This is a genomic window from Agrococcus sediminis (assembly GCF_007923295.1).
In the GTDB taxonomy this organism is placed as follows: Bacteria; Actinomycetota; Actinomycetes; order Actinomycetales; family Microbacteriaceae; genus Agrococcus; species Agrococcus sediminis.
In genome coordinates this window covers 1-19,099 of sequence record NZ_VOIR01000019.1, presented here as the reverse complement: position 1 = coordinate 19,099, position 19,099 = coordinate 1, and the positions used below count along the sequence as shown (strand labels likewise).

Below are 19,099 nucleotides of genomic sequence, written 5' to 3'. Positions count from 1 at the left end.
TCCCGAAACCGCGGGGTCTCGGCCCGGAGCCGCGGGGTTCGGGGAAGCTCGACCGGGCTCAGAGGTCGCGCCCCGAGTCGGCGGGCTCCTCGCCCTGGAAGCGGACGATGTTCACGATCGCCGCGGCGAGACCGCCCCACAGGACGACCATGGCCGCGACCATCATCACGATCGCTCCGGCGGTCATCGGATCACCTCCTCGTCGTGCTCCGGCGCCTCGAGCGGCGTCGTCGCCTTCCACTTCGGGATCGAGAGCAGGATGCCGGCCACGAGCGCGGCGCCCGCGACTCCCCACCCGAACACGCCGAGCATCCACGCCGGGAACCCGCCGTAGGGCTCGCCGATCGCGGTCACGAGCTCGAGCACGAGCATGATCGCGAGCAGCACCGGCGTGACGAACGTGACGAGCACGACCCACCAGCGGCCGAGGCGCACCGAGCCGTAGCGGCTCATGTGGTCGGCGAACCACGGCACGCGCCGCACCGCCCACGCCACGGCCAGCATGGCGACGAGCGCGACGAGCAGGATGCCGAAGCGGTTGATGAAGTAGTCGGCGATGTCGAGCACGAGGATGCCGCTCGTGGTCGTGAAGAGCAGGATGCTGATGGCCGCCATCGGCACGGTCACGGCGAGCGTCGCGGCGATGCGGCTCATCTCGAGCTTGTCGCGCACGGCCGAGATGACGACCTCGAGGATGCTCACGAGCGACGTGAAGCCGGCGAGCACGAGCGAGACGAAGAAGAGCACGCCGAGCAGCGCCCCGAACGGGGCCTCGGAGATGATCGCCGGGAAGGCGATGAAGGCGAGGCCGATGCCGCCGGCCACCACGTCGGCGACCGCCGCGCCCGATGCCTGTGCGAGGAAGCCGAGCGCCGCGAACACGCCGATGCCGGCGAGCAGCTCGAAGCCGGAGTTGGCGAAGCCGACGACGAAGCCGGAGCCCGTCATGTCGATCTTGCGGCCCACGTACGAGGCGTAGGTGATCATGATGCCGAAGCCGACCGAGAGCGAGAAGAAGATCTGGCCGAAGGCGCTCGCCCAGACGGCCGGATCGAGCAGCGCCGCCCAGTTGGGCTCGAAGAGGGTCTGGAGGCCGTCGATCGCGCCCGGGAGCGTGAGCGCCTGCACGACGAGCGCGCCGAAGGCGATCAGCAGCACCGGGATGAAGATGACCGCGGTCGCGCCGATGCCCTTCTGGACGCCGAGCGCCATGACCGCGATGGCCACCGCCCAGATGATGACCATCGGGATGAGCACGGCCGGCACGAAGTCGAGCGTGACGCCCGTCTCGGCGGCCTGCAGGAAGTCGGCGAAGAAGAAGGTCTCGGGGTCGTCGCCCCACGCCTGCGTGAACGAGAAGCCGACGTACTGCACCGACCAGGCGAGGATCGCCGCGTAGTAGACCGAGATGACGACGCAGATGGCGACCTGCCACCAGCCGATGAACTCGAGCCGCCGCGACAGCCGCGCGAACGACAGCGGCGCCGAGCCGCGCTGCGAGTGGCCGATCGCGTAGTCGAGCAGGAGCAGCGGGATGCCGGCCACGAGCAGCGCCACGAGGTAGGGCAGGATGAACGCTCCGCCGCCGCCCTCGTAGGCCACGTAGGGGAAGCGCCAGATGTTGCCGAGCCCGACGGCGGAGCCGATCGCGGCCATGATGAAGACCGTCTTGTTCGAGAACCGGCCTCGGTCGATCGGCGCACGCGTCTGGGACATGCCCCTACCGTGCCACACCGCGGCGCGCCGCGGCACGCCCTACTTGACGGCGCCCGCGGTGAGGCCGCTGACGATGTACTTCTGCAGCCAGAGGAAGAGCACCATCACGGGGATGGCCGCGAGCACCGCGCCGGCCGCGAAGACCGGGTAGTTGGTGCTCGTCTCCTCCGAGACGTAGCGGAACAGGCCCACCGCGAGCGTCAGCTTGTCAGGGCTCGTGAGGATGACCGACGACAGCACGAAGTCGCTCGTCGTGCCGATGAACGACAGCAGGCCGATGACGGCGAGGATGGGCGCCACGAGCCGCAGGATGATCGTGAAGAAGATGCGGGCGTGGCCGGCCCCGTCGAGCTTCGCCGCCTCGTCGATCGACGCGGGCACGGTGTTGAAGAAGCCGTACATCAGGTAGGTGTTCACGCCCAGCGCGCCGCCCAGGTAGACCATGATCAGGCCGATGAGCGAGTCGAGGCCGATCGCGGGGAACACCTCGCCGATGCCGCGCATGAGCAGGTAGATCGCGACCACCGCGAGCAGCTGCGGGAACATCTGCACGATGATGAGCGCGAGGAGGCCCGGCCGCCTGCCGGTGAAGCGCATCCGGCTGAACGCGTAGGCGGCGAGCGCACCGAGGAACACCGTGCCGATCGACGTCGCGATGCCGACGATCATGGTGTTCGCGAACCAGGCGCCGTAGGGCCGGCGAGGGTCGCTGAAGAGGTCGACGTAGTTCTGCACCGACAGCTCGCGGAACAGCACGTTCGAGCCGGTGAGGGTGCCGCCGGGGTTGAGGGAGGCGCTCAGCACGTAGACGAGCGGGAAGGTCGCGAAGATGACCACCGCGATGCCGACGAGGTGCCGCCAGCCGAGCTCGCGCATCCACTTGCCGAACCGCATGCGGGGCTGCGGGACGGGGGTGCGCTCCTTCGGCGGGGCGACCGGGTTCGAGTCGATGCTCATCAGTTGAGATCCTCCAGCGCCTTGGTGCGACGGAACGCGATCGCGGAGACGGTCGCGACGACGATGAAGATGATGATCGAGAGCGCGGCCGCGAGGCCGTAGTCGCGGGTGCCGCCCTCGAACGCGGTCTTGTAGACGAGGGTGATGAGCAGGTCGGTGTGCCCGACGTTCTCCTCGATGCCCTGCATGCGCGGGCCGCCGCGCGTGAGCATGTAGATGGTGTTGAAGTTGTTGAAGTTGAACGCGAACGACGAGATCAGCAGCGGCGCCGTCGAGACGAGCAGCAGCGGGAACTTGATGCGGCCGAACACCTGCCAGCCCGTCGCGCCGTCGACCGCGGCCGCCTCGGTGAGCTCCTCCGGGATCGACTGCAGCGCGCCGAGGCAGATGAGGAACATGTAGGGGAAGCCGAGCCAGACGTTCACGACGATCATCGAGACCTTCGCGAGCCACGGATCGGTGAGCCACGGGATGTCGGCGGAGCCGAAGATGGCGTTGTTGACGAAGCCGAACTCGGTGTTGAGCAGGCCCAGCCACACGAGCGCGCCGAGGAACGACGGGAACGCGTACGGGAGGATCGACAGCACCCGGTAGACCTGCTTCGACCTCATGCGCGGGTCGTTGAGCGCGATCGCGAGGAAGAGGCCGAGGAAGAACGAGATGCCGACCGACAGGATCGCGAACGCGAACGTCCAGGCCATCACCGACAGCAGCGCACCGCCGTAGCGGGGGTTCTCGAACGGGTAGAGGAAGTTCTGGCCGCCGACGAAGATCTGCCAGCCGGTGCCGAGCTGCTGGCCGTCGGCGGACTCGAAGGCGCCGTTGCCCCGATCCTCGTAGACCGTGCCGGTGAGCGTGTCGGTCATGGTGCCGGCGGCCTCGTCGTAGACGAAGGTCGACTCGAAGACGTAGGCGTTCACCGCGTCGGTGGTGCGCAGGAAGCCGTCGGCGAGGTCGTCGGAGAGCGGCACCTGCAGCGCGGCGATCTCCTGCTGGCGCTGCAGGATGTCCTGCATGGCGAGGCTCGTCCAGCCCTCGACGGCGACGGCGCGCTCGCCCTCGAGCGTGACGGCGCCCGGGTCGACGGGCTCGAGCGGCTCCTCCTGGGTGCCGACGAGCACCTCGCCCTCGGGGGAGGTCGCGAGCAGGCCGAGTCCGCCCAGGCCGTCGACGACGGTGACGCGGTAGGCGGGCGAGCCCTCCACTCGCTGCGTGTTCTGCAGCACGATCGATGCGACGGCGTCCTCCTTGGTGGAGTTGTGGCCGTCGCCGTAGTTCGTGAAGGCGATGATCATCGAGTAGACGATCACGAAGATCTGGAAGATGCCGAGGAAGATGAGGCCCGGCGTGAGGTACTTCGCGGGCAGCAGGCCCGGGCTGAGGTAGATCCAGTTGACCAGCAGCGTGACGATGAGCACGATGCCGGCGACCGCGTAGTCGCCCTTGAAGAAGAGCGCCGACATCGCGAACACGGCGACGGCGTCGACGAGCGAGAGCAGCACGATCTTCACGGCGAGCACGCGCATGCTCGGCGGCTGGTGGTGGATGCCCCGCTTCGGGGCCTTCGCGGGCGCCTTCGGGGCGGACTTCGTCGTCACACGGATCTCCTCTGCGCCCCGGATGGGCGCGGCCGATGGGATGGGACGGCGGCCGGCCCCAGCAGGGCCGGCCGCCGCCATGAGGGGATCAGCCCTCCAGGCTGCCCTGGATCTTCTCCGCCATCGCGGTCCACAGCGCGGCGGGGTCGCCGCCCTGCTGCGCGATGATCTGCGCCTCGGTGGTGCCCCAGTCGGCCCACAGCGCGTCCATCTCGGGGATGTTCGGCATCGGGACGCCCTCGGCGCCGACGGCGCCGAACGCTGCGACGTCCTCGTTCGACTGCGCGGCCTCGAAGGCCGACGACAGCGCGGGGGCGCGCTGGCCCGACTCGAAGATGGCCGTCTGGGCCTCCTCGCCGGCGACGTACTCGGTGATGAACTGCGCCGCGACGATCGGGTTGTTGGCGTAGGCCGAGACCATGAAGCCCTGCACGCCGACGAACGGCGTGGCGGGCTGCCCGCCGGCCGAGGGGATCTCGCTCACCGCGTACTCGATGCCCGCGTCCTGGAAGGTGCTGAGGTTCCACGGACCGGTGATCGTGTACGGCGAGGCGCCGTTCGCGAACTGCTCCTTGGCGATGTCCTGCGAGATGTTCGGGTTGATGATGCCCTGCGCGCCCCACTCGCCGAGCGCGGTCGCGAACGCGACGTTGCCCTCGTTGCCGAGCTGCAGGTCGTCGGCGTTGTACGAGCCGTCCTCGTTGATGCCGAAGACGGGGCCGCCGAACGACGCCTGCATCGGGTACAGGTGGTACGGGTCGGCGTTGTTCGGGTCGATGCCGACGAGCAGCGGGAACTCCGCCTCGCCGGACTCCACCGCGGCCTGGCCGGTCGCGACGAGGTCGTCCCACGACGCGGGCGCCTCGGGCGCGAGGGCCGTGTTGCGCACGAGCGCGATGTTCTCGATCGAGACGGGCACGCCGTAGACGGAGCCCTCGTAGGTCATGGCCTGGATCGAGACCTCCTCGAAGTCGCCGGCGATCTCGCCGAGCTCGACCGGGGAGATGACGCCGTTCTGGACGAGCTTGCCGATCCAGTCGTGGGCGCCGAGGACCACGTCGGGGCCCTCGCCGGAGGGCGCCTGGGTCGTCAGGTCGTCGCGGATGGTGCCGAAGTCCTTGATGACGACCTCGACGGTCGTGCCGGTCTCCTCCTCGAACGTCGAGACGACGCCCTCGAGCGCCGCGGCGCGGTTCTCGTCCATCCAGACGACGAGCTCGCCGCCGCCCTGGGGCGCCGGGCTCTCGCTGCCGCCCTCCGTGGGGGCGGGGGTGCCGCCGCCGGCGCAGGCCGCGAGCGTGAGCGCGAGCGCTCCGACCCCGGCCGCCTTCATGAGGCCGCTGTGCTTCATGGTGCCTTCTTTCGCTTGTGGGGCTCCGTCGCCGACGGCCATCGTCGGCAGTGCCCGGCTCATCGTGGCCGACGTCACCCGGTCATGCAAGCCGAGGGCGGCGCGCTCGGCGCAATCGTTGGCAAGTCGTGACCTTCGCCACCCGGGTGAGCCCGAGGGCGCCCTCCCCTAGCCTTGGTGCCATGACCGACGCTCAGACGCAGTCCGCAGCGCTCCAGGCCGCCCCCGGCGGCGAGTGGTGGCGCTCCGCAGTCATCTATCAGATCTACCCGCGCAGCTTCGCCGACGCATCCGGCGACGGTGTCGGCGACCTCGCCGGCATCGCGTCCCGCCTGCCGGCGGTCGCCGAGCTCGGGGTCGACGCCGTGTGGCTCAGCCCCTTCTACCGCTCCCCCCAGCGCGACGCCGGCTACGACGTCGCCGACTACATGGACGTCGACCCGCTGTTCGGCACGCTCGACGACTTCGACCGGATGCTCGAGACGGCCCACAGGCTCGGCCTGCGGGTGATCGTCGACCTGGTGCCCAACCACTCCTCGAACGAGCACGTGTGGTTCCAGGAGGCGCTCCGCTCGGCGCCCGGCAGCGAGGCCCGCTCGCGCTACATCTTCCGCGACGGCAAGGGCGAGCAGGGCGAGCTGCCGCCCAACAACTGGCAGAGCGTCTTCGGCGGCCCCGCCTGGACGCGCGTGCCGGACGGCCAGTGGTACCTGCACCTGTTCGACACCTCGCAGCCCGACTTCGACTGGGACAACCCGGTCGTCGGCGACATGTTCGTCGAGGTGCTGCGCTTCTGGCTCGACCGGGGCGTCGACGGCTTCCGCGTCGACGTGGCGCACGGCAACGCGAAGGCGGAGGGCCTGCCCGACGTCGACGCGGAGCTCATCGCCGCCGGCTCGATGGACTCACCGTTCTTCGGCCAGGAGCACGTGCACGAGATCTACCGCCGCTGGCGCCTGGTGCTCGAGGAGTACGAGGGCGACCGCGTGCTGTGCGCCGAGGCGTGGGTGAGCCCGCTCGAGAAGATGGCGCGGTTCGTGCGCCCCGACGAGATGCACCAAGCCTTCAACTTCGTCTACCTCGAGACGCCGTGGGACGCGACCCTGCTGCGCCAGGTGATCGACGACTCGATCCGCGCCTTCGGCGAGGTCGGGGCCCCGCCCACCTGGGTGCTCTCGAACCACGACACGATCCGGCACCGCACGCGCCTCGCACTCGTGCCCCCGCCGCCCCACGGCGCCGGCATCGGCCCGACCTCGAAGTCGAAGGCCGACCCGGTCGTCTCGCTGCGCCGCGGCCGCGCCGCGACCGCGCTCATGCTGGCGCTGCCCGGCGGCGCCTACCTGTACCAGGGCGAGGAGCTCGGGCTGCCCGAGGTCACCGCGATCGAGCCGCACCAGCGGCAGGACCCGACGTTCGCGCGCACGCAGGGCGAGCTGTGGGGCCGCGACGGGTGCCGCGTGCCGATCCCGTGGGAGGCCGACGCGCCCGCGTACGGCTTCAGCGGCACGGGCGAGACGTGGCTCCCCCAGCCGCCGCTGTGGGCGCAGCTCGCGCGCGACGCGCAGGAGGGCGTCGCCGGCTCGACGCTCGAGATGTACCGGCGCGCCCTCGCGCTGCGGCAGGAGCTGCAGCTCGGCTCGGGCGCGCTCGAGTGGCTCGACGTGGGCCCGACCGCGCTCGCGTTCCGGAACGGAGGGGTGACCGTGGTGGCGAACCTCGGGCACGACGCCGTCGACGTGCCGCGCGGCGAGATCCTGCTGTCGTCGTCGCCGCTCGACTCCGCCTCGCTCTCGGCCGACGACGTCGTGTGGGTGCGCACCGGCTGACGCGCCGGCGACGACGAAGGGCCCCGCCGCTCGGCGGGGCCCTTCGTCGCGCGGATGCGTCAGTAGCCGCGGTACTCGAGGTCCATCTCGCGCGTCTGCAACCAGAGCATCGGATCGAACGAAACGTACTCCCTGTTCTTCAGCTCGAGGTGCAGGTGCGGGCCCGTCGAGCGCCCGGAGCTGCCGACCTGGCCGACGACGGTCGTGATGTCGACGACCTGGCCGACCTCGACCTGGATCGAGCCGGGCAGCATGTGCGCGTACCAGGACTGCACGAACTGGCCGTCGATGTTGTGGTCGATGAAGACGACGTAGCCCCCGCCACCAGGGTTGTTGCCCTGCCATACGGCTGATACCACGCCGTTCGCGATCGGGCGGATCTCCGTTCCCAGCGGTAGGGGGATGTCAGTCCCCCCATGGAATCCGCCGGGACGGTTGCCGAAGCCGCTCGACACGGGAAGCTGAGCCAACGAGGGGAATGGCGACTGAGCCACGCTGGTCTGCAGCATGCTCCACGTACGTGGGAAAGCTGGGTCGCCGCCGTAGGACGCGCCCGTCGGCTCTGCATCGGCGACGGCCTGGAATGCCGCAAGCTCACCCGCCGACATACGCGCCTCGGCAATCTCGTCAGTGACGACGATGTCGTCTCGCGAGAAGTACGACGTGGAGTCCGCTTCGTTGCCCGCCAGCGTCTGCTGCCCAGCGTCGATCTGAGCGATCTCAGCCGAGAGCTCCTCCGGGGATTGCACCGCCTGCGCGGGCAGCGAGGTCACGACGACCAGCGAGCCAATGAACAAGAGCGCGCCGCCGGCGGTGATCTTCCGCGCGATGCCGCGCAGGCTCGAGGTGCGGCGCGGCGGCGGCGCGATCGCGACGGTCTGCCGCACGACGCGGGGTGCGAGCGCGCGCGGCTGGCGCACGCCCGGCACCTGGTCGCCGCCGTTGCCGAGCGACGGGGCGTCGACGGTGATGAGCGGCTCGGTGAAGGTCGGCTCGGCGATCTGCACGGGCAGCTCGTGGGCGACGCGCGTGGCCGCCTCGCGCATGGCGCGACGGGTCGTGTAGAGCGGAGCGGAGCCTTCGACGACCATGACGCGCTCGGCGGCGCGCGCCTCGCTCGCGGTGAGCGCGATCGACTCGGCCGCGCGCTGCTGCTCGCGCAGCTGGCGTCGGGTGAGCCCCTGCTCGGCGGGTCGCCTGACGTCCTCAGCAGACGAGCGGAGTGCTCGTCGGGTGGGGTTGGTCACGCGGGGGCCGTCCTAGAGGTCGTGGTCACAGGGTTCGCGAAGCGCTGGATCCAGCGGAATGGCAGCCCTGCCGTCACCGATCGTGGCATGAACCGGACGTCAGGTGCAAAGGCACGCTGGGAATGCTCTCGTCGCACGCTCCGACCACCAAATGTAACGGATCGATAACGGCGAGACAAGGGCGTGTCCGATCGTCACATCTCGTCGGGGCGCATGTCTGCGAGCAGCACGGCCAGCTCGTCGGCGACCTGAGCGTGTCCCGCCAACAGGAACGCGGTGCTCGCCGGCGCCCCCTGCCATCCGCGCACGACTCCGCCGGCCTCTTCGACGAGCAGGGCGCCGGCCGCCATGTCCCACGGCTGCAGCCCGATCTCGTAGTAGGCGTTCAGCCTCCCGCTGGCCACCCAGGCCAGGTCGAGCGAGGCCGAGCCTCCCCGGCGGATGTCGCGCACCGAGCCGATCAGGCGCTGCACGACGGCCGCCTGCCGCTGCCGGCGGCCCGCGTCGTAACCGAAGCCGGTCGCGACGAGCGCGACCTCGGCGGGCACCGCATCCGCCACCCGGATCTCGCGGCCGTCGCGGCGGGCGCCGCCGCCGCGGAGCGCCTCGTAGCGCTCGCCCGTCGCGGCGTTGACGACGGCGGCGGAGACGGCGCGCCAGGTGGTCGGGTCGGGCTCGCCCTCGACGAGCGCGATCGAGACCGCGTACGCGGGGATGTCGTAGAAGTAGTTGACGGTGCCGTCGATCGGGTCGATGACCCACGTGAGGCCCGACGTGCCCGCGACGCTCGTGCCCTCCTCGCCGAGGATGCCGTCGTCGGGGCGCGCGGTGCGGATGCGGTCGACCACGAGCCGCTCGACCTCGCGGTCGGCCTCGGTGACGATGTCGACGAGGCTCGACTTGCTCGCGGCCACCGCGACGCCCTCGGCCCGGCGCGTGCGCGCGAGCTCGGCCGCCTCGACGGCGAGCCCGACGTTCAGTTCGTGGAGCTCGCGCATGCCTCGAACCTACCGAACGCGACGGAGGTCGCGCGGAGGTCGCAGGCGCTCCTGTGGGCCATGTATCCTTGACGACGGCCTGCACGGCCTCGGCGAGTTACCCAAGCGGCCAAAGGGATCTGACTGTAAATCAGCTGTCATCGACTTCGGGGGTTCGAATCCCTCACTCGCCACATTGTGATGACGCGGGACATCGTTGATAGATGTTCCGCGTCATCGTTGTTGTTGGGGAAGCCCCGGCCATCGGCCGGGGCTTCTCTGTTGGTTGCGCCAGTAGAGCCGGTCCGGGTCGACGGTGTGGGTGGCGAGGACTTCGCCGGTGTGGCTGTCGGTGACCGTGACCGTGTGCCGGTCGGCGAGGATGAGCACGGTGAATCGCCCCGGTTCTGGTGGAGGGTCTGATTCCCCGAGAGGATGATGGCCATGCCAGCACCAAAGAAGTACCCGCAGGAGTTGCGGGAGCGGGCCATGCGGCTCGTGCAGGAGGCGCGACTTCGACACGCCTCATCGTCGATGTGAACGATGTCCCGACTCAGATGTGAACGATGTCGTGAACCAGCACACCTCACTCGCCACATCCGGAAGCCCCGCCCTCGAGGCGGGGCTTCGTCGTTCCCCGCGGCCTCTCCCGAGCGGCGCCGCTCGGCGAGGGATGGGGCGGAGGGGCGGGGACGCCTAGGATCGGGGCATGGCAGATTCCTCGTTCGATGTGGTCAGCAAGGTCGACAAGATGGAGGCCGACAACGCCGTCAACCAGGCGCGCAAGGAGGTCGAGCAGCGCTACGACTTCAAGGGCGTCGGGGCGGATGTCGCGTGGAGCGGCGAGAAGCTGCTGCTGAAGGCCTCCAGCGAGGAGCGCGTCAAGGCGGTGCTCGACGTCGTGCAGTCGAAGTTCATCAAGCGCGGCATCGACCTGAAGATGCTCGACCAGGGCGACCCCTACCCCTCGGGCAAGGAGTTCCGCATCGAGATCGGCCTGAAGGACGGCATCTCGAGCGAGGACGCCAAGAAGGTCACGAAGCTCGTCCGCGAGCAGGGCCCCAAGACCGTCAAGACGCAGATCCAGGGCGACGAGGTGCGCGTCACCTCGAAGAGCCGCGACGACCTGCAGGCGACGATCCAGCTGCTCAAGGGCGCCGACCTCGACATCGACCTGCAGTTCGTCAACTTCCGCTGACGCCGGGCTGAGCGAACCAGGTGGACCCGACCGTCGCGCAGGTCCTCGGCGCGCTCTTCATCGCACTCGACATCGGGCTGCGCCTGCTCGCGCTCGTCGTCGTCCCCTACGAGCGGCGGCCCGCCTCGGCGATCGCGTGGCTGCTCATCATCATGATCCAGCCCATCCTCGGCTGGATCCTGTTCGGCCTGCTCGGCAACAACCGCCTCTCGCGGGGGCGGCGCGAGAAGATGGCCGCCATCCAGGAGCTCATCGGCGAGAGCACGCTCGACATCGACGACGCGCCCGCGCCCCGCGACCGGCCGGAGTGGCTCGGCGGCATCCTGCAGCTCAACCGCTCCCTGTCGTCGATGCCGCACCTCGGCCCGGCCGAGGCGATCGTGTGGGACGAGTTCGACGCGCAGCTCGAGGCGATGGCGCGGCGCATCGACGAGGCCGAGTCGTTCGTGCACGTCGAGTTCTACCTGCTCGTCGCCTCCGAGCGCACCGAGGTGTTCTTCGCCGCGCTCGAGCGCGCGACCGCGCGCGGCGTCACCGTGCGGGTGCTCGTCGACCACCTCACGAGCCGCCGCTACCCGCGCCGCAAGCAGACCATCGCGAGGCTCGAGGCGATGGGCGCCGAGTGGCGCGACATGCTGCCGCTGCGCCCCCTCCGCCGGCAGTGGCAGCGGCCCGACCTGCGCAACCACCGCAAGCTCGTCGTCATCGACGGCGCCGTTGGCTTCACGGGCTCGCTCAACCTCGTCGACCCCTCCTACCTGCTGCGCAAGAACCTCCGCCGCGGCCTGCAGTGGCGCGACACCTGGCTCGAGTTCTCGGGGCCTCCCGTGCGCGCCCTCGACGTGCTGTTCTGGTCGGACTGGTGGGCCGAGACGAACGAGCTCGCCGAGCTCGCGACCAGCGCGACGACGCCCGACGGCGACCTCAACGCATCCGTCGTGCCCTCCGGCCCCGGCTTCGAGGGCGAGATCAACCTGCGCATCTTCGTCGAGCTCGTGCACGCGGCGCAGGAGCGCATCACGATCGTGAGCCCCTACTTCGTGCCCGACGAGACGATGCGCTACGCGATCACGTCGGCGGCGATGCGCGGCGTCGACGTCGAGCTCTTCGCGAGCGAGATCGGCGACCAGTTCTGGACGTACCACGCGCAGCGCTCCTACTACGAGGAGCTGCTGCGGGCGGGCGTGCGCATCACCCTCTTCGCGAAGCCGACGGTGCTGCACTCGAAGTTCATGACCTTCGACGACCAGGTCTCGGTGATCGGCTCGTCGAACATCGACATGCGCTCGTTCGGCCTGAACTTCGAGGTCTCGATGCTCGTCGAGGGCCACGGGATGGTGGCGCAGCTCGAGGGGATCGCCGAGGCGTACCGCCAGCAGTCGACCGAGCTCACGCTCGAGGCGTGGATGGCCCGGCACCGGGTGGCGCAGATGTTCGACAGCATCGCGCGCCTGAGCTCGGCGCTGCAGTAGCCGCTCAGCCGAGCAGCATCGCGAGCGCCACCCCCAGCGCGAAGGCGATCACGACGGCGCGCAGCAGCCACGACGGCACCCGCCGCGACAGCCACCCGCCGGCGATGCCGCCGAGCAGCGAGCCGCCGAGCATCACGACCACGACGTCCCACTCGACGAGCGGCGAGAAGGCGAGGATGAGCGCGCCCGTGCCGTTGATGACGCCCGCGACGACGTTCTTCAGCGCGTTGTGGTGCTGCAGCGAGTCGTGGATCAGGAGGCCGAGCATCGCGAGCATCATCACGCCGATGCCGGCGCCGAAGTAGGAGCCGTAGACGCCGATGAGCACGAACGCGACCTTCGCCGCCCAGCCGCCCGTCGCATCCACGTCGTAGGCGTCGTCCGCCGAGCGCCCGAGCCGGGCGGCGATGAGCGGCTGCACGGCGAACAGCGCGGCCGCCGCGAGCACGAGCCAGGGCACGATCGCGGTGAACGCGTCGGAGGGCGTGAGCAGCAGCAGCACCGCGCCGACCGCGCCGCCGACCGCCGCGTTCACGAGGAACCGGCGACGCTGGCGGCGCAGCTCCTGCCGGTAGCTCCACGCGCCGCCGAGCGTGCCGAGCAGCAGGCCGATCGACGACGTCATGTTCGCCGCGAGCGGGCTCATGCCTGCCGCGAGCATCGCCGGGAAGGTGATGAGCGTGCCGCCGCCGGCCGCCGCGTTGATCGCGCCCGCGCCGACGGCGGCGAGCGCGATCAGCAGCAGCCCGGCGGGCTCCAAGTCAGCGCTCGTCGCGCGAGACGGCGATCATCTCGTCGCGCGGCACCATCTTGACGCGGGCGCGGCCATGCGGGGCGCCGAGCGCCATCTCGTGCTCGTCGAGGCGGATCCAGCCGGCGATGTCGGTCCAGGCGACGCCGCGCTCGGCGAGCAGCCGCGGCACGGCATCCGCGTCGTACGGCTCGGGCGTCCACCACGAGTGCTCGTCCGAGAGCAGCTGCTCGATGGTCTCCTTCGCGTCGGACTTCGTGTGGCCGATGAGGCCCACCGGTCCGCGCTTGATCCAGCCTGTCGCGTACATGCCGGGCACGGGGCGCGAGCCGTCCTGCACGCGGCCGGCGATGTTCGGGATGACGCCGCGGCGCTCGTCGAAGGGCACCTCCGGCAGCGGGGACGAGAAGTAGCCGACTGCGCGGTAGACGGCCTGCACGGGGATCTCCCGGTGCTCGCCGGTGCCCTCGAGGCCGTGCTCGGTCGGGCGCGTGCGCTCGACGCGCAGGGCCTCGACCCGCCCGTCGCCGAGCACCGCCTCCGGCCGCGACCAGAAGTGCAGGTGCAGGCGGCGGGAGGCGTGGCCGACCTCGCGCTGGCGCCACTGGTCGAGCACGCGCGAGATGACGAGGATCTGCTTGTTCTGCTTCTGCTGCTCCTCGTCCGGGTCGACGCCGAAGTCCTCGTCGTGGAGGATCATGTCGACGTCGCGCAGCTCGCCGAGCTCGCGCAGCTCGAGCGGCGTGAACTTCACGCCGAGCGGGCCGCGGCGGCCGAAGACGTGCACGTCGGTGACCGGGGATGCCTCGAGGCCGGCGACGACGTTGGCGGGCACCTCGGTGGGCAGCAGGTCCTCCGGGTGCTTCACCAGCATGCGGGCGACGTCGAGCGCGACGTTGCCGTTGCCGATGACGGCGATCTCCTTCGCCTCGAGCGGCCACTCGCGGGGCACGTCGGGGTGGCCGTCGTACCAGGAGACGAAGTCGGCGGCGCCGTAGGAGCCGGGCAGGTCGATGCCGGGGATCTCGAGCGGGGCGTCCTTCGTGGCGCCGGTGGCGAAGATCACGCCGTGGTAGAGCCGCTCGAGGTCGGCCACGTGGATGTCCTCGCCGAAGCGCACGTTGCCGAACAGGCGCACGACGCCCGACTCGAGCACCTCGCGGAGCGCCGCGATGATGCCCTTGATGCGCGGGTGGTCGGGCGCGACGCCGTAGCGGACGAGCCCGTAGGGCGCGGGCAGGTGCTCGAACAGGTCGATGAGCACGTCGCCGCCGGCCTCGGCGACCGACTTCTTCAGGATGTCGGCGGCGTAGATGCCGGCGGGGCCGGCGCCGACCACGGCGATGCGGAGCGGAGCGCTCACGGTCCTCCTCGGGATGCGGGGCGGCCGCGCCGCCCGGTCTGGTGCGAAGTCAGCGGGTGCGCGAGACGACGTGCTCGGCGAAGGCCTCGAGCGCGCGCCGCACGGTGCCCGAGGGCAGCGACGCGAGCGCCTGCAGCGCCTCGCGCTGCCAGCGCTCCGCCTCGGCCACGGTGTCGTCGACCACCGGGTGCTGAGCGAGCTCGGCGACGGCGGCGGCGAGGTCGTCGTCGTCGGCCGGCTCGCGCAGGCGCGCGAGCAGGGCCGCGGATGCGTCGTCGTCGCGTCGGGCGAGCAGCAGCACCGGGAGGGTGGCGACGCCCGCGCGCACGTCGTTGCCCTGGTCCTTGCCGGTCTCGGGGTCGGCGGAGAGGTCGATCACGTCGTCGACGAGCTGGAAGGCGACGCCGATGCGCTCGCCGAACTCGCGCAGCGGAGCGCGGTGCGCGGCGTCGGCGCCGCTCACGACGACGCCGAGCTCCGCCGCGGCGGCGATGAGCGAGCCGGTCTTGTCGGAGAGCACCTGCAGGTAGTGGTCGACCGGGTCGGCGTCGCCGGGGCCGAGCGTCTCGTGCAGCTGGCCGAGGCACAGCCGCTCGAAGGTGCGCGCCTGCAGCTCGGCGACCTCCGAGCCGAGGGGCGCGGCGATCTGGCCGGCGCGCGCGAACAGCAGGTCGCCGGCGAGGATGGCGACGCTGTTGCCCCACACCGTGTGCGCCGAGGGCACGCCGCGGCGGGTGTCGGCCTCGTCCATCACGTCGTCGTGGTACAGGCTCGCGAGGTGCGTGATCTCGACGAGCTCTGCCGCCGAGAGCACGCGGTCGTCGATGCCGGAGCCGAGGTGGGCGGCGAGCAGCAGCAGCAGCGGCCGGGCGCGCTTGCCGCCGGCCTCGAGCAGGTAGCGGGTGGCCGCGTCGGCGACGGGGTCGGCGACGCGCACGTGCGCGTCGAGCCGGCCCTCGAGGTCGTCGAGCCCGCGCTCGACCGCGTCGACGACGCGGCAGTCGGCGGGCGACGCGAACCGCGGCCCCCTGAGCCCGAAGGCCTCGGCGATGGTCGGCATCAGGAGCCCTGCTCCTCCGGCTGCGCGTGGCGCGCGAGGCGCATGGCAGCGGTCTGCTCGCTCGGCTTGCGCCCGCGGTGCAGCGCGACGACGCCGAGCGTGAGGTTGCGGTGGGCGACGCGGATGAAGCCGGCGGTGCGGATCCACTGCGAGAGCGTCTGCTGGTCGGGCCACGAGGCGATCGACTCGACGAGGTAGCGGTAGGCCTCGGGGTTGCTGCTGGCGGCCTTGGCGAGGCCCGGCAGCACCGTGCGCAGGTACAGCTCGTAGCTCTTGCGCACGACGTTCACGGGCGGCTGGGAGAACTCGCACACGATGACGCGCCCGCCGGGCTTCAGCACCCGGTGGAACTCGCTGAGCGCGGCGCGCGGCTGCTGCACGTTGCGCAGCCCGAACGAGATGGTGACGGCGTCGAAGGTGTCGTCGTCGAACGGCAGCTCCTCGGCCGAGCCGTGCACGAACTCGATGTCGGGGTGGCGCCTGCGGCCCTCCTCGAGCATGCCGTGGCTGATGTCGAGGGCGGTGACGAGCGCGCCCGCCTTCGCCGTCGGCGCCGACGAGGCGCCGGTGCCGGCGGCGACGTCGAGGATGCGCTCGCCCGGCTTCGGGGCGACGGCGCGCTGCATGTGGATGCGCCACAAGCGGTCGTTGCCGCCCGACAGCAGCGAGTTCAGCAGGTCGTAGCGCTTCGCCGTCGCGTCGAACATGCCCGCGACCTGGTCCGGGTCCTTCTGCATGTCTGCTCGGCTCACGTGCTCCATCCTAGGCGTCCCCGCCTGCCCGCTCCCCTGCCGCCGCCCAGGCTCCGCGGGCATAGGCTGGCAGGCATGCCAGGCCTGCGGGTGCGCACCGAGCGCGCGGAGCTCGGGCGCCTGCTGGAGCACGCCGACCCGCGCGCGCCGCTCGCGATCCGGCGCGGCGTCGACGGCATCGTCGGCCGCGGCGAGGCGCTCCGGCTCGAGTTCTCGGGCCCGTCCCGGCTGTCGGACGCGGCGGATGCGTGGCGTCGGGTCGCGCAGGACGCGGTCGTCGACGACGCGGTCGGCGTGCCCGGCACGGGGCTCGTCGCCTTCGGCGCCTTCGCGTTCGACGACGACTCGGCGGCGACGAGCGTGCTCATCGTGCCGCAGGTGGTGGTGGGGCGCCGCGGCGACGACGAGTGGATCACCTGGATCGGCGACGAGGGCCGCCTGCACCCGACAGCGGTCGACGAGGTGCGCGTGGAGCTGGCCGACGGCGCGATCGACGCCGAGCGCTACCGGGCCGTCGTGGCCGAGGCGACCGAGCGCATCCGCTCGGGCGAGGCCGAGAAGCTCGTGGTCGCGCGCGACCGCGTGGGGCAGCTGCCGCCCGACGGCGACGTGCGCTCGGTCGCGGTCGGGCTCGTGCAGCGCTACCCCGATGCCGTCACGTACGCGGTCGACGGGCTCGTCGGCGCGAGCCCGGAGACGCTCGTGGCGGCGCACCGCGGGCACTTCTTCTCGCGGGTGCTCGCGGGCACCGCGGCGCGCGGGGCGACGCCGGCGCGCGATGCGGAGATCGCCGAGGCGCTCGCGTCGGGCGACAAGGACCTGCGCGAGCACCGGTTCGCGGCCGACTCGGCGATGGCGGTGCTGCGCGAGCTCGCGCCCGACGCGCGGGCGTCGGAGCCGTTCCCGCTGCGGCTGCCGAACCTCTGGCACCTCGCGACCGACATCACCGGCACGCTCGGCGAGGGGCGCTCGACGCTCGACGTGCTCGCGCTGCTGCACCCGACCGCGGCGGTCGCCGGCACGCCGCGCGCGGCGTCGCTGCGCATCATCCGCGAGCTCGAGGGCGTCGACCGCGGCCGCTACGCGGGCCCGGTCGGCTGGGTCGACGGCGACGGCGGCGGCGAATGGGTGATCGCGCTGCGCGGCGCCGAGATCGCGCCCGACGGCGCGATCCGCGCGTTCGCGGGCGCCGGCATCGTCGCGGGCTCCGATCCCGCGGCCGAGCTCGCCGAGACCGCTGTGAAGCTGCGGCCGATCACCGACGCGCTCGCCGACCCGCTGCCGTAGCCGGAGGCGGCGCCCTACTCGGTCGCCGCCTTCGCCTGCTTCTTGTCCTTCTTGGCCTGCTTCTCCTTGGCCTTGCCCTTCGCCTTCGCCTCGGCCTTCGCCTCCTCGGTCGGCGGCGTACCGCCGAGGGCGATCAGCTTCTCGCGCTCGACCGCGACGTCGAAGTCGGCCTCGGGCCACTGCGGGTCGATGCCCTCGAGCGCCTCGACGAGCAGCTCCTGCACCGCGAGCCGCGCGTACCACTTGCGGTCGGCGGGCACCACGTTCCACGGCGCCGCGGCGCGCGCGGTGCGGTTGATGGCGATCTGGTACGCCTCCATGTAGTCGGGGAAGCGGGTGCGCTCCTCGACGTCGTTGGGGTTGTACTTCCAGTGCTTGTCGGGGCGGTCGAGACGCTCGAGCAGGCGGGCGCCCTGCTCCTCGAACGAGACGTGCAGCATCACCTTGACCACCGCGATGCCGCGCTCCACGAGCCCCCGCTCGAACTCGACGATCTTCCCGTAGCGCTCCTGGATCACGTCGGGCGCCGAGAAGCCGCGCACGCGGTGGATCAGCACGTCCTCGTAGTGGGAGCGGTCGAAGACGGCGATCTGGCCGGCCGTCGGCAGCGCCGGCTCGAAGCGCCACAGGAAGTCGTGGCGCTTCTCGGCGTCGGTGGGCGCCTTGAACGACGTGATCTTCACGCCCTGCGGGTCGACCTGGCCGAGCACGTGGCGCATGATGCCGCCCTTGCCGGCGGTGTCCATCCCCTGCACGACGAGCAGCACCGAGCGCTCGTCGCCCGCCTTGCTCGCGGCGTACAGCCGCTCCTGCAGCTGCGAGAGGTGGTCGGCGCCGGCCGCGAGCGCCGCCCGCCCCGCGAGCTTGTCGCCGTCGAAGCCGGGCGTGGATGCGGGATCCACCTCGTCGAGGCGGACGGAGCGGGTGATGCGGAGCGCGTCGGTGATCGCTGTCATGGGCCAGAGACTAGCTGTACTTCCCCGGGAGGTTGTGAACGCTCGGGTTGAGTGAAGGCCTCCGTGGAGGATGTGGGTTACCAAGCTCACTCTTCCAAACGGAGGCCTTCATGGTTCACGCTAATGCTCCTTTGACTGCGGTTGGGAGGGAGCGGCTGGCTCGGCTGATCGTCGAGCAGGGCTGGCCGGTCCGGCGCGCGGCGGAGCGGTTCCAGGTGTCTCCGGCGACAGCGTCGCGGTGGTCGCGCCGGTTCCGCGATGGCGAGCCGATGACGGACCGCTCGTCCCGGCCGGGCTCGTCGCCGGGCCGGACGCCGATGCGCCTGGAGCATCGGATCGTGAGCCTGCGGTTCTCGCGCCGCTGGGGTCCGCACCGCATCGGCTACCACTTGGGCGTTCCGCGCTCGACCGTCGGTCGGGTGCTGCACCGCTACCGGATGCCGCCGCTGGCGCATCTGGATCAGGCGACCGGGCTGCCGGCCCGGCGGCCGACACCGATCCGCTACGAGGCGACCGCGCCGGGCCAGCTGGTCCACGTCGACATCAAGAAGCTCGGCCGCATCCCGGATGGAGGCGGCTGGCGCA

18 protein-coding genes and 1 tRNA gene are annotated in these 19,099 nt (G+C 71.3%); 6 read left to right on the top strand and 13 right to left on the bottom strand.

Going from position 1 to position 19,099, the window contains the following annotated elements:
- Positions 1–58 precede the first annotated feature (58 nt).
- The 5 genes from FQ330_RS12830 to FQ330_RS12810 form a co-directional block, all read right to left on the bottom strand.
- Entirely contained in the window at positions 59–187 is a 129-nt protein-coding gene (locus FQ330_RS12830) for a methionine/alanine import family NSS transporter small subunit (RefSeq protein ID WP_146358108.1), read from the bottom strand.
- Positions 184–1,716, bottom strand: a complete 1,533-nt coding sequence (locus FQ330_RS12825) for a sodium-dependent transporter (protein WP_128188392.1) — start codon at positions 1,714–1,716, stop codon at positions 184–186. The genes FQ330_RS12830 and FQ330_RS12825 overlap by 4 nt, the downstream gene beginning before the upstream one ends.
- A gap of 39 nt (positions 1,717–1,755) precedes the next feature.
- Positions 1,756–2,673 (bottom strand): sugar ABC transporter permease, encoded by a 918-nt coding sequence (locus tag FQ330_RS12820; protein WP_146358106.1) that lies wholly within the window; start codon positions 2,671–2,673, stop codon positions 1,756–1,758.
- Complete coding sequence (locus FQ330_RS12815) at positions 2,673–4,271, bottom strand: ABC transporter permease subunit (RefSeq protein ID WP_225792872.1); 1,599 nt, start codon at positions 4,269–4,271, stop codon at positions 2,673–2,675. The genes FQ330_RS12820 and FQ330_RS12815 overlap by 1 nt, the downstream gene beginning before the upstream one ends.
- Positions 4,272–4,359: 88 nt before the next feature.
- Positions 4,360–5,622 (bottom strand): sugar ABC transporter substrate-binding protein, encoded by a 1,263-nt coding sequence (locus FQ330_RS12810; RefSeq protein WP_146358104.1) that lies wholly within the window; start codon positions 5,620–5,622, stop codon positions 4,360–4,362.
- A 182-nt stretch (positions 5,623–5,804) separates the two neighbouring features.
- Between FQ330_RS12810 and FQ330_RS12805 the strand changes: the two genes are divergently transcribed.
- Complete coding sequence (locus FQ330_RS12805) at positions 5,805–7,451, top strand: glycoside hydrolase family 13 protein (protein ID WP_146358102.1); 1,647 nt, start codon at positions 5,805–5,807, stop codon at positions 7,449–7,451.
- Between the two features lie 59 nt (positions 7,452–7,510).
- On the opposite strand, the gene FQ330_RS12800 is transcribed toward FQ330_RS12805, so the two are convergent.
- Positions 7,511–8,542 carry a M23 family metallopeptidase gene (locus FQ330_RS12800; protein ID WP_146358100.1) on the bottom strand — a complete coding sequence of 344 codons (1,032 nt, stop codon included), beginning with the start codon at positions 8,540–8,542 and terminating at the stop codon, positions 7,511–7,513.
- A gap of 350 nt (positions 8,543–8,892) precedes the next feature.
- On the bottom strand, positions 8,893–9,696 hold the full coding sequence (locus FQ330_RS12795) for an inositol monophosphatase family protein (RefSeq protein WP_128188397.1): 804 nt from the start codon (positions 9,694–9,696) through the stop codon (positions 8,893–8,895).
- A gap of 91 nt (positions 9,697–9,787) precedes the next feature.
- Here FQ330_RS12795 and FQ330_RS12790 point away from each other — a divergent pair.
- Positions 9,788–9,869, top strand: a tRNA-Tyr gene (locus FQ330_RS12790).
- A gap of 40 nt (positions 9,870–9,909) precedes the next feature.
- Here the strand turns inward: FQ330_RS12790 and FQ330_RS13405 are convergent.
- Entirely contained in the window at positions 9,910–10,065 is a 156-nt protein-coding gene (locus tag FQ330_RS13405) for a hypothetical protein (RefSeq protein WP_192575953.1), read from the bottom strand.
- Positions 10,066–10,384: 319 nt separating this feature from the next.
- Here FQ330_RS13405 and FQ330_RS12785 point away from each other — a divergent pair, with 319 nt between their 5' ends.
- Together FQ330_RS12785 and FQ330_RS12780 are read left to right on the top strand one after the other, a co-directional pair.
- Entirely contained in the window at positions 10,385–10,873 is a 489-nt protein-coding gene (locus FQ330_RS12785; protein WP_128188398.1) for a YajQ family cyclic di-GMP-binding protein, read from the top strand.
- Between the two features lie 20 nt (positions 10,874–10,893).
- Positions 10,894–12,345 carry a phospholipase D-like domain-containing protein gene (locus tag FQ330_RS12780; protein WP_146358098.1) on the top strand — a complete coding sequence of 484 codons (1,452 nt, stop codon included), beginning with the start codon at positions 10,894–10,896 and terminating at the stop codon, positions 12,343–12,345.
- 4 nt (positions 12,346–12,349) lie between these two features.
- Here the strand turns inward: FQ330_RS12780 and FQ330_RS12775 are convergent, their stop codons facing one another.
- Genes FQ330_RS12775 through FQ330_RS12760 form a run of 4 tightly spaced genes read right to left on the bottom strand, consistent with a single transcriptional unit; the run spans position 12,350 to position 16,280 of the window.
- Positions 12,350–13,105, bottom strand: coding sequence for a sulfite exporter TauE/SafE family protein (locus FQ330_RS12775; RefSeq protein ID WP_146358096.1), 756 nt, complete (start codon positions 13,103–13,105; stop codon positions 12,350–12,352).
- A 1-nt stretch (position 13,106) separates the two neighbouring features.
- The gene (locus tag FQ330_RS12770; RefSeq protein ID WP_146358094.1) at positions 13,107–14,459 is read right to left on the bottom strand and encodes an FAD-dependent oxidoreductase; all 1,353 of its coding nucleotides are present in this window, start codon (positions 14,457–14,459) and stop codon (positions 13,107–13,109) included.
- A 49-nt stretch (positions 14,460–14,508) separates the two neighbouring features.
- Positions 14,509–15,519: a polyprenyl synthetase family protein gene (locus tag FQ330_RS12765; RefSeq protein WP_146358092.1), complete on the bottom strand. Its 1,011-nt coding sequence runs from the start codon at positions 15,517–15,519 to the stop codon at positions 14,509–14,511.
- Entirely contained in the window at positions 15,519–16,280 is a 762-nt protein-coding gene (locus FQ330_RS12760; protein WP_404799858.1) for a class I SAM-dependent methyltransferase, read from the bottom strand. The genes FQ330_RS12765 and FQ330_RS12760 overlap by 1 nt, the downstream gene beginning before the upstream one ends.
- A 66-nt stretch (positions 16,281–16,346) precedes the next feature.
- Here FQ330_RS12760 and FQ330_RS12755 point away from each other — a divergent pair, with 66 nt between their 5' ends.
- Positions 16,347–17,558 (top strand): isochorismate synthase, encoded by a 1,212-nt coding sequence (locus FQ330_RS12755; protein ID WP_146358090.1) that lies wholly within the window; start codon positions 16,347–16,349, stop codon positions 17,556–17,558.
- A gap of 14 nt (positions 17,559–17,572) precedes the next feature.
- On the opposite strand, the gene FQ330_RS12750 is transcribed toward FQ330_RS12755, so the two are convergent.
- On the bottom strand, positions 17,573–18,514 hold the full coding sequence (locus tag FQ330_RS12750) for a PPK2 family polyphosphate kinase (RefSeq protein WP_146358088.1): 942 nt from the start codon (positions 18,512–18,514) through the stop codon (positions 17,573–17,575).
- A 110-nt stretch (positions 18,515–18,624) separates the two neighbouring features.
- Between FQ330_RS12750 and FQ330_RS12745 the strand changes: the two genes are divergently transcribed.
- Positions 18,625–19,099 (top strand): helix-turn-helix domain-containing protein (locus tag FQ330_RS12745; RefSeq protein WP_146358086.1); only part of this gene is annotated, 475 nt, incomplete at its 3' end.

What these genes read in the sequence shown, in the direction of transcription:
- FQ330_RS12765 (WP_146358092.1), bottom strand. Translation starts at nt 15,519, where the DNA reads ATGCCGACCATCGCCGAGGCCTTCGGGCTCAGGGGGCCGCGGTTCGCG.
- FQ330_RS12825 (WP_128188392.1), bottom strand. Translation starts at nt 1,716, where the DNA reads ATGTCCCAGACGCGTGCGCCGATCGACCGAGGCCGGTTCTCGAACAAG.
- FQ330_RS12805 (WP_146358102.1), top strand. Translation starts at nt 5,805, where the DNA reads ATGACCGACGCTCAGACGCAGTCCGCAGCGCTCCAGGCCGCCCCCGGC.
- FQ330_RS12795 (WP_128188397.1), bottom strand. Translation starts at nt 9,696, where the DNA reads ATGCGCGAGCTCCACGAACTGAACGTCGGGCTCGCCGTCGAGGCGGCC.
- FQ330_RS12785 (WP_128188398.1), top strand. Translation starts at nt 10,385, where the DNA reads ATGGCAGATTCCTCGTTCGATGTGGTCAGCAAGGTCGACAAGATGGAG.
- FQ330_RS12755 (WP_146358090.1), top strand. Translation starts at nt 16,347, where the DNA reads ATGCCAGGCCTGCGGGTGCGCACCGAGCGCGCGGAGCTCGGGCGCCTG.
- FQ330_RS12820 (WP_146358106.1), bottom strand. Translation starts at nt 2,673, where the DNA reads ATGAGCATCGACTCGAACCCGGTCGCCCCGCCGAAGGAGCGCACCCCC.
- FQ330_RS12800 (WP_146358100.1), bottom strand. Translation starts at nt 8,542, where the DNA reads ATGGTCGTCGAAGGCTCCGCTCCGCTCTACACGACCCGTCGCGCCATG.
- FQ330_RS12810 (WP_146358104.1), bottom strand. Translation starts at nt 5,622, where the DNA reads ATGAAGCACAGCGGCCTCATGAAGGCGGCCGGGGTCGGAGCGCTCGCG.
- FQ330_RS12830 (WP_146358108.1), bottom strand. Translation starts at nt 187, where the DNA reads ATGACCGCCGGAGCGATCGTGATGATGGTCGCGGCCATGGTCGTCCTG.
- FQ330_RS12750 (WP_146358088.1), bottom strand. Translation starts at nt 18,514, where the DNA reads ATGACAGCGATCACCGACGCGCTCCGCATCACCCGCTCCGTCCGCCTC.
- FQ330_RS12760 (WP_404799858.1), bottom strand. Translation starts at nt 16,280, where the DNA reads ATGGAGCACGTGAGCCGAGCAGACATGCAGAAGGACCCGGACCAGGTC.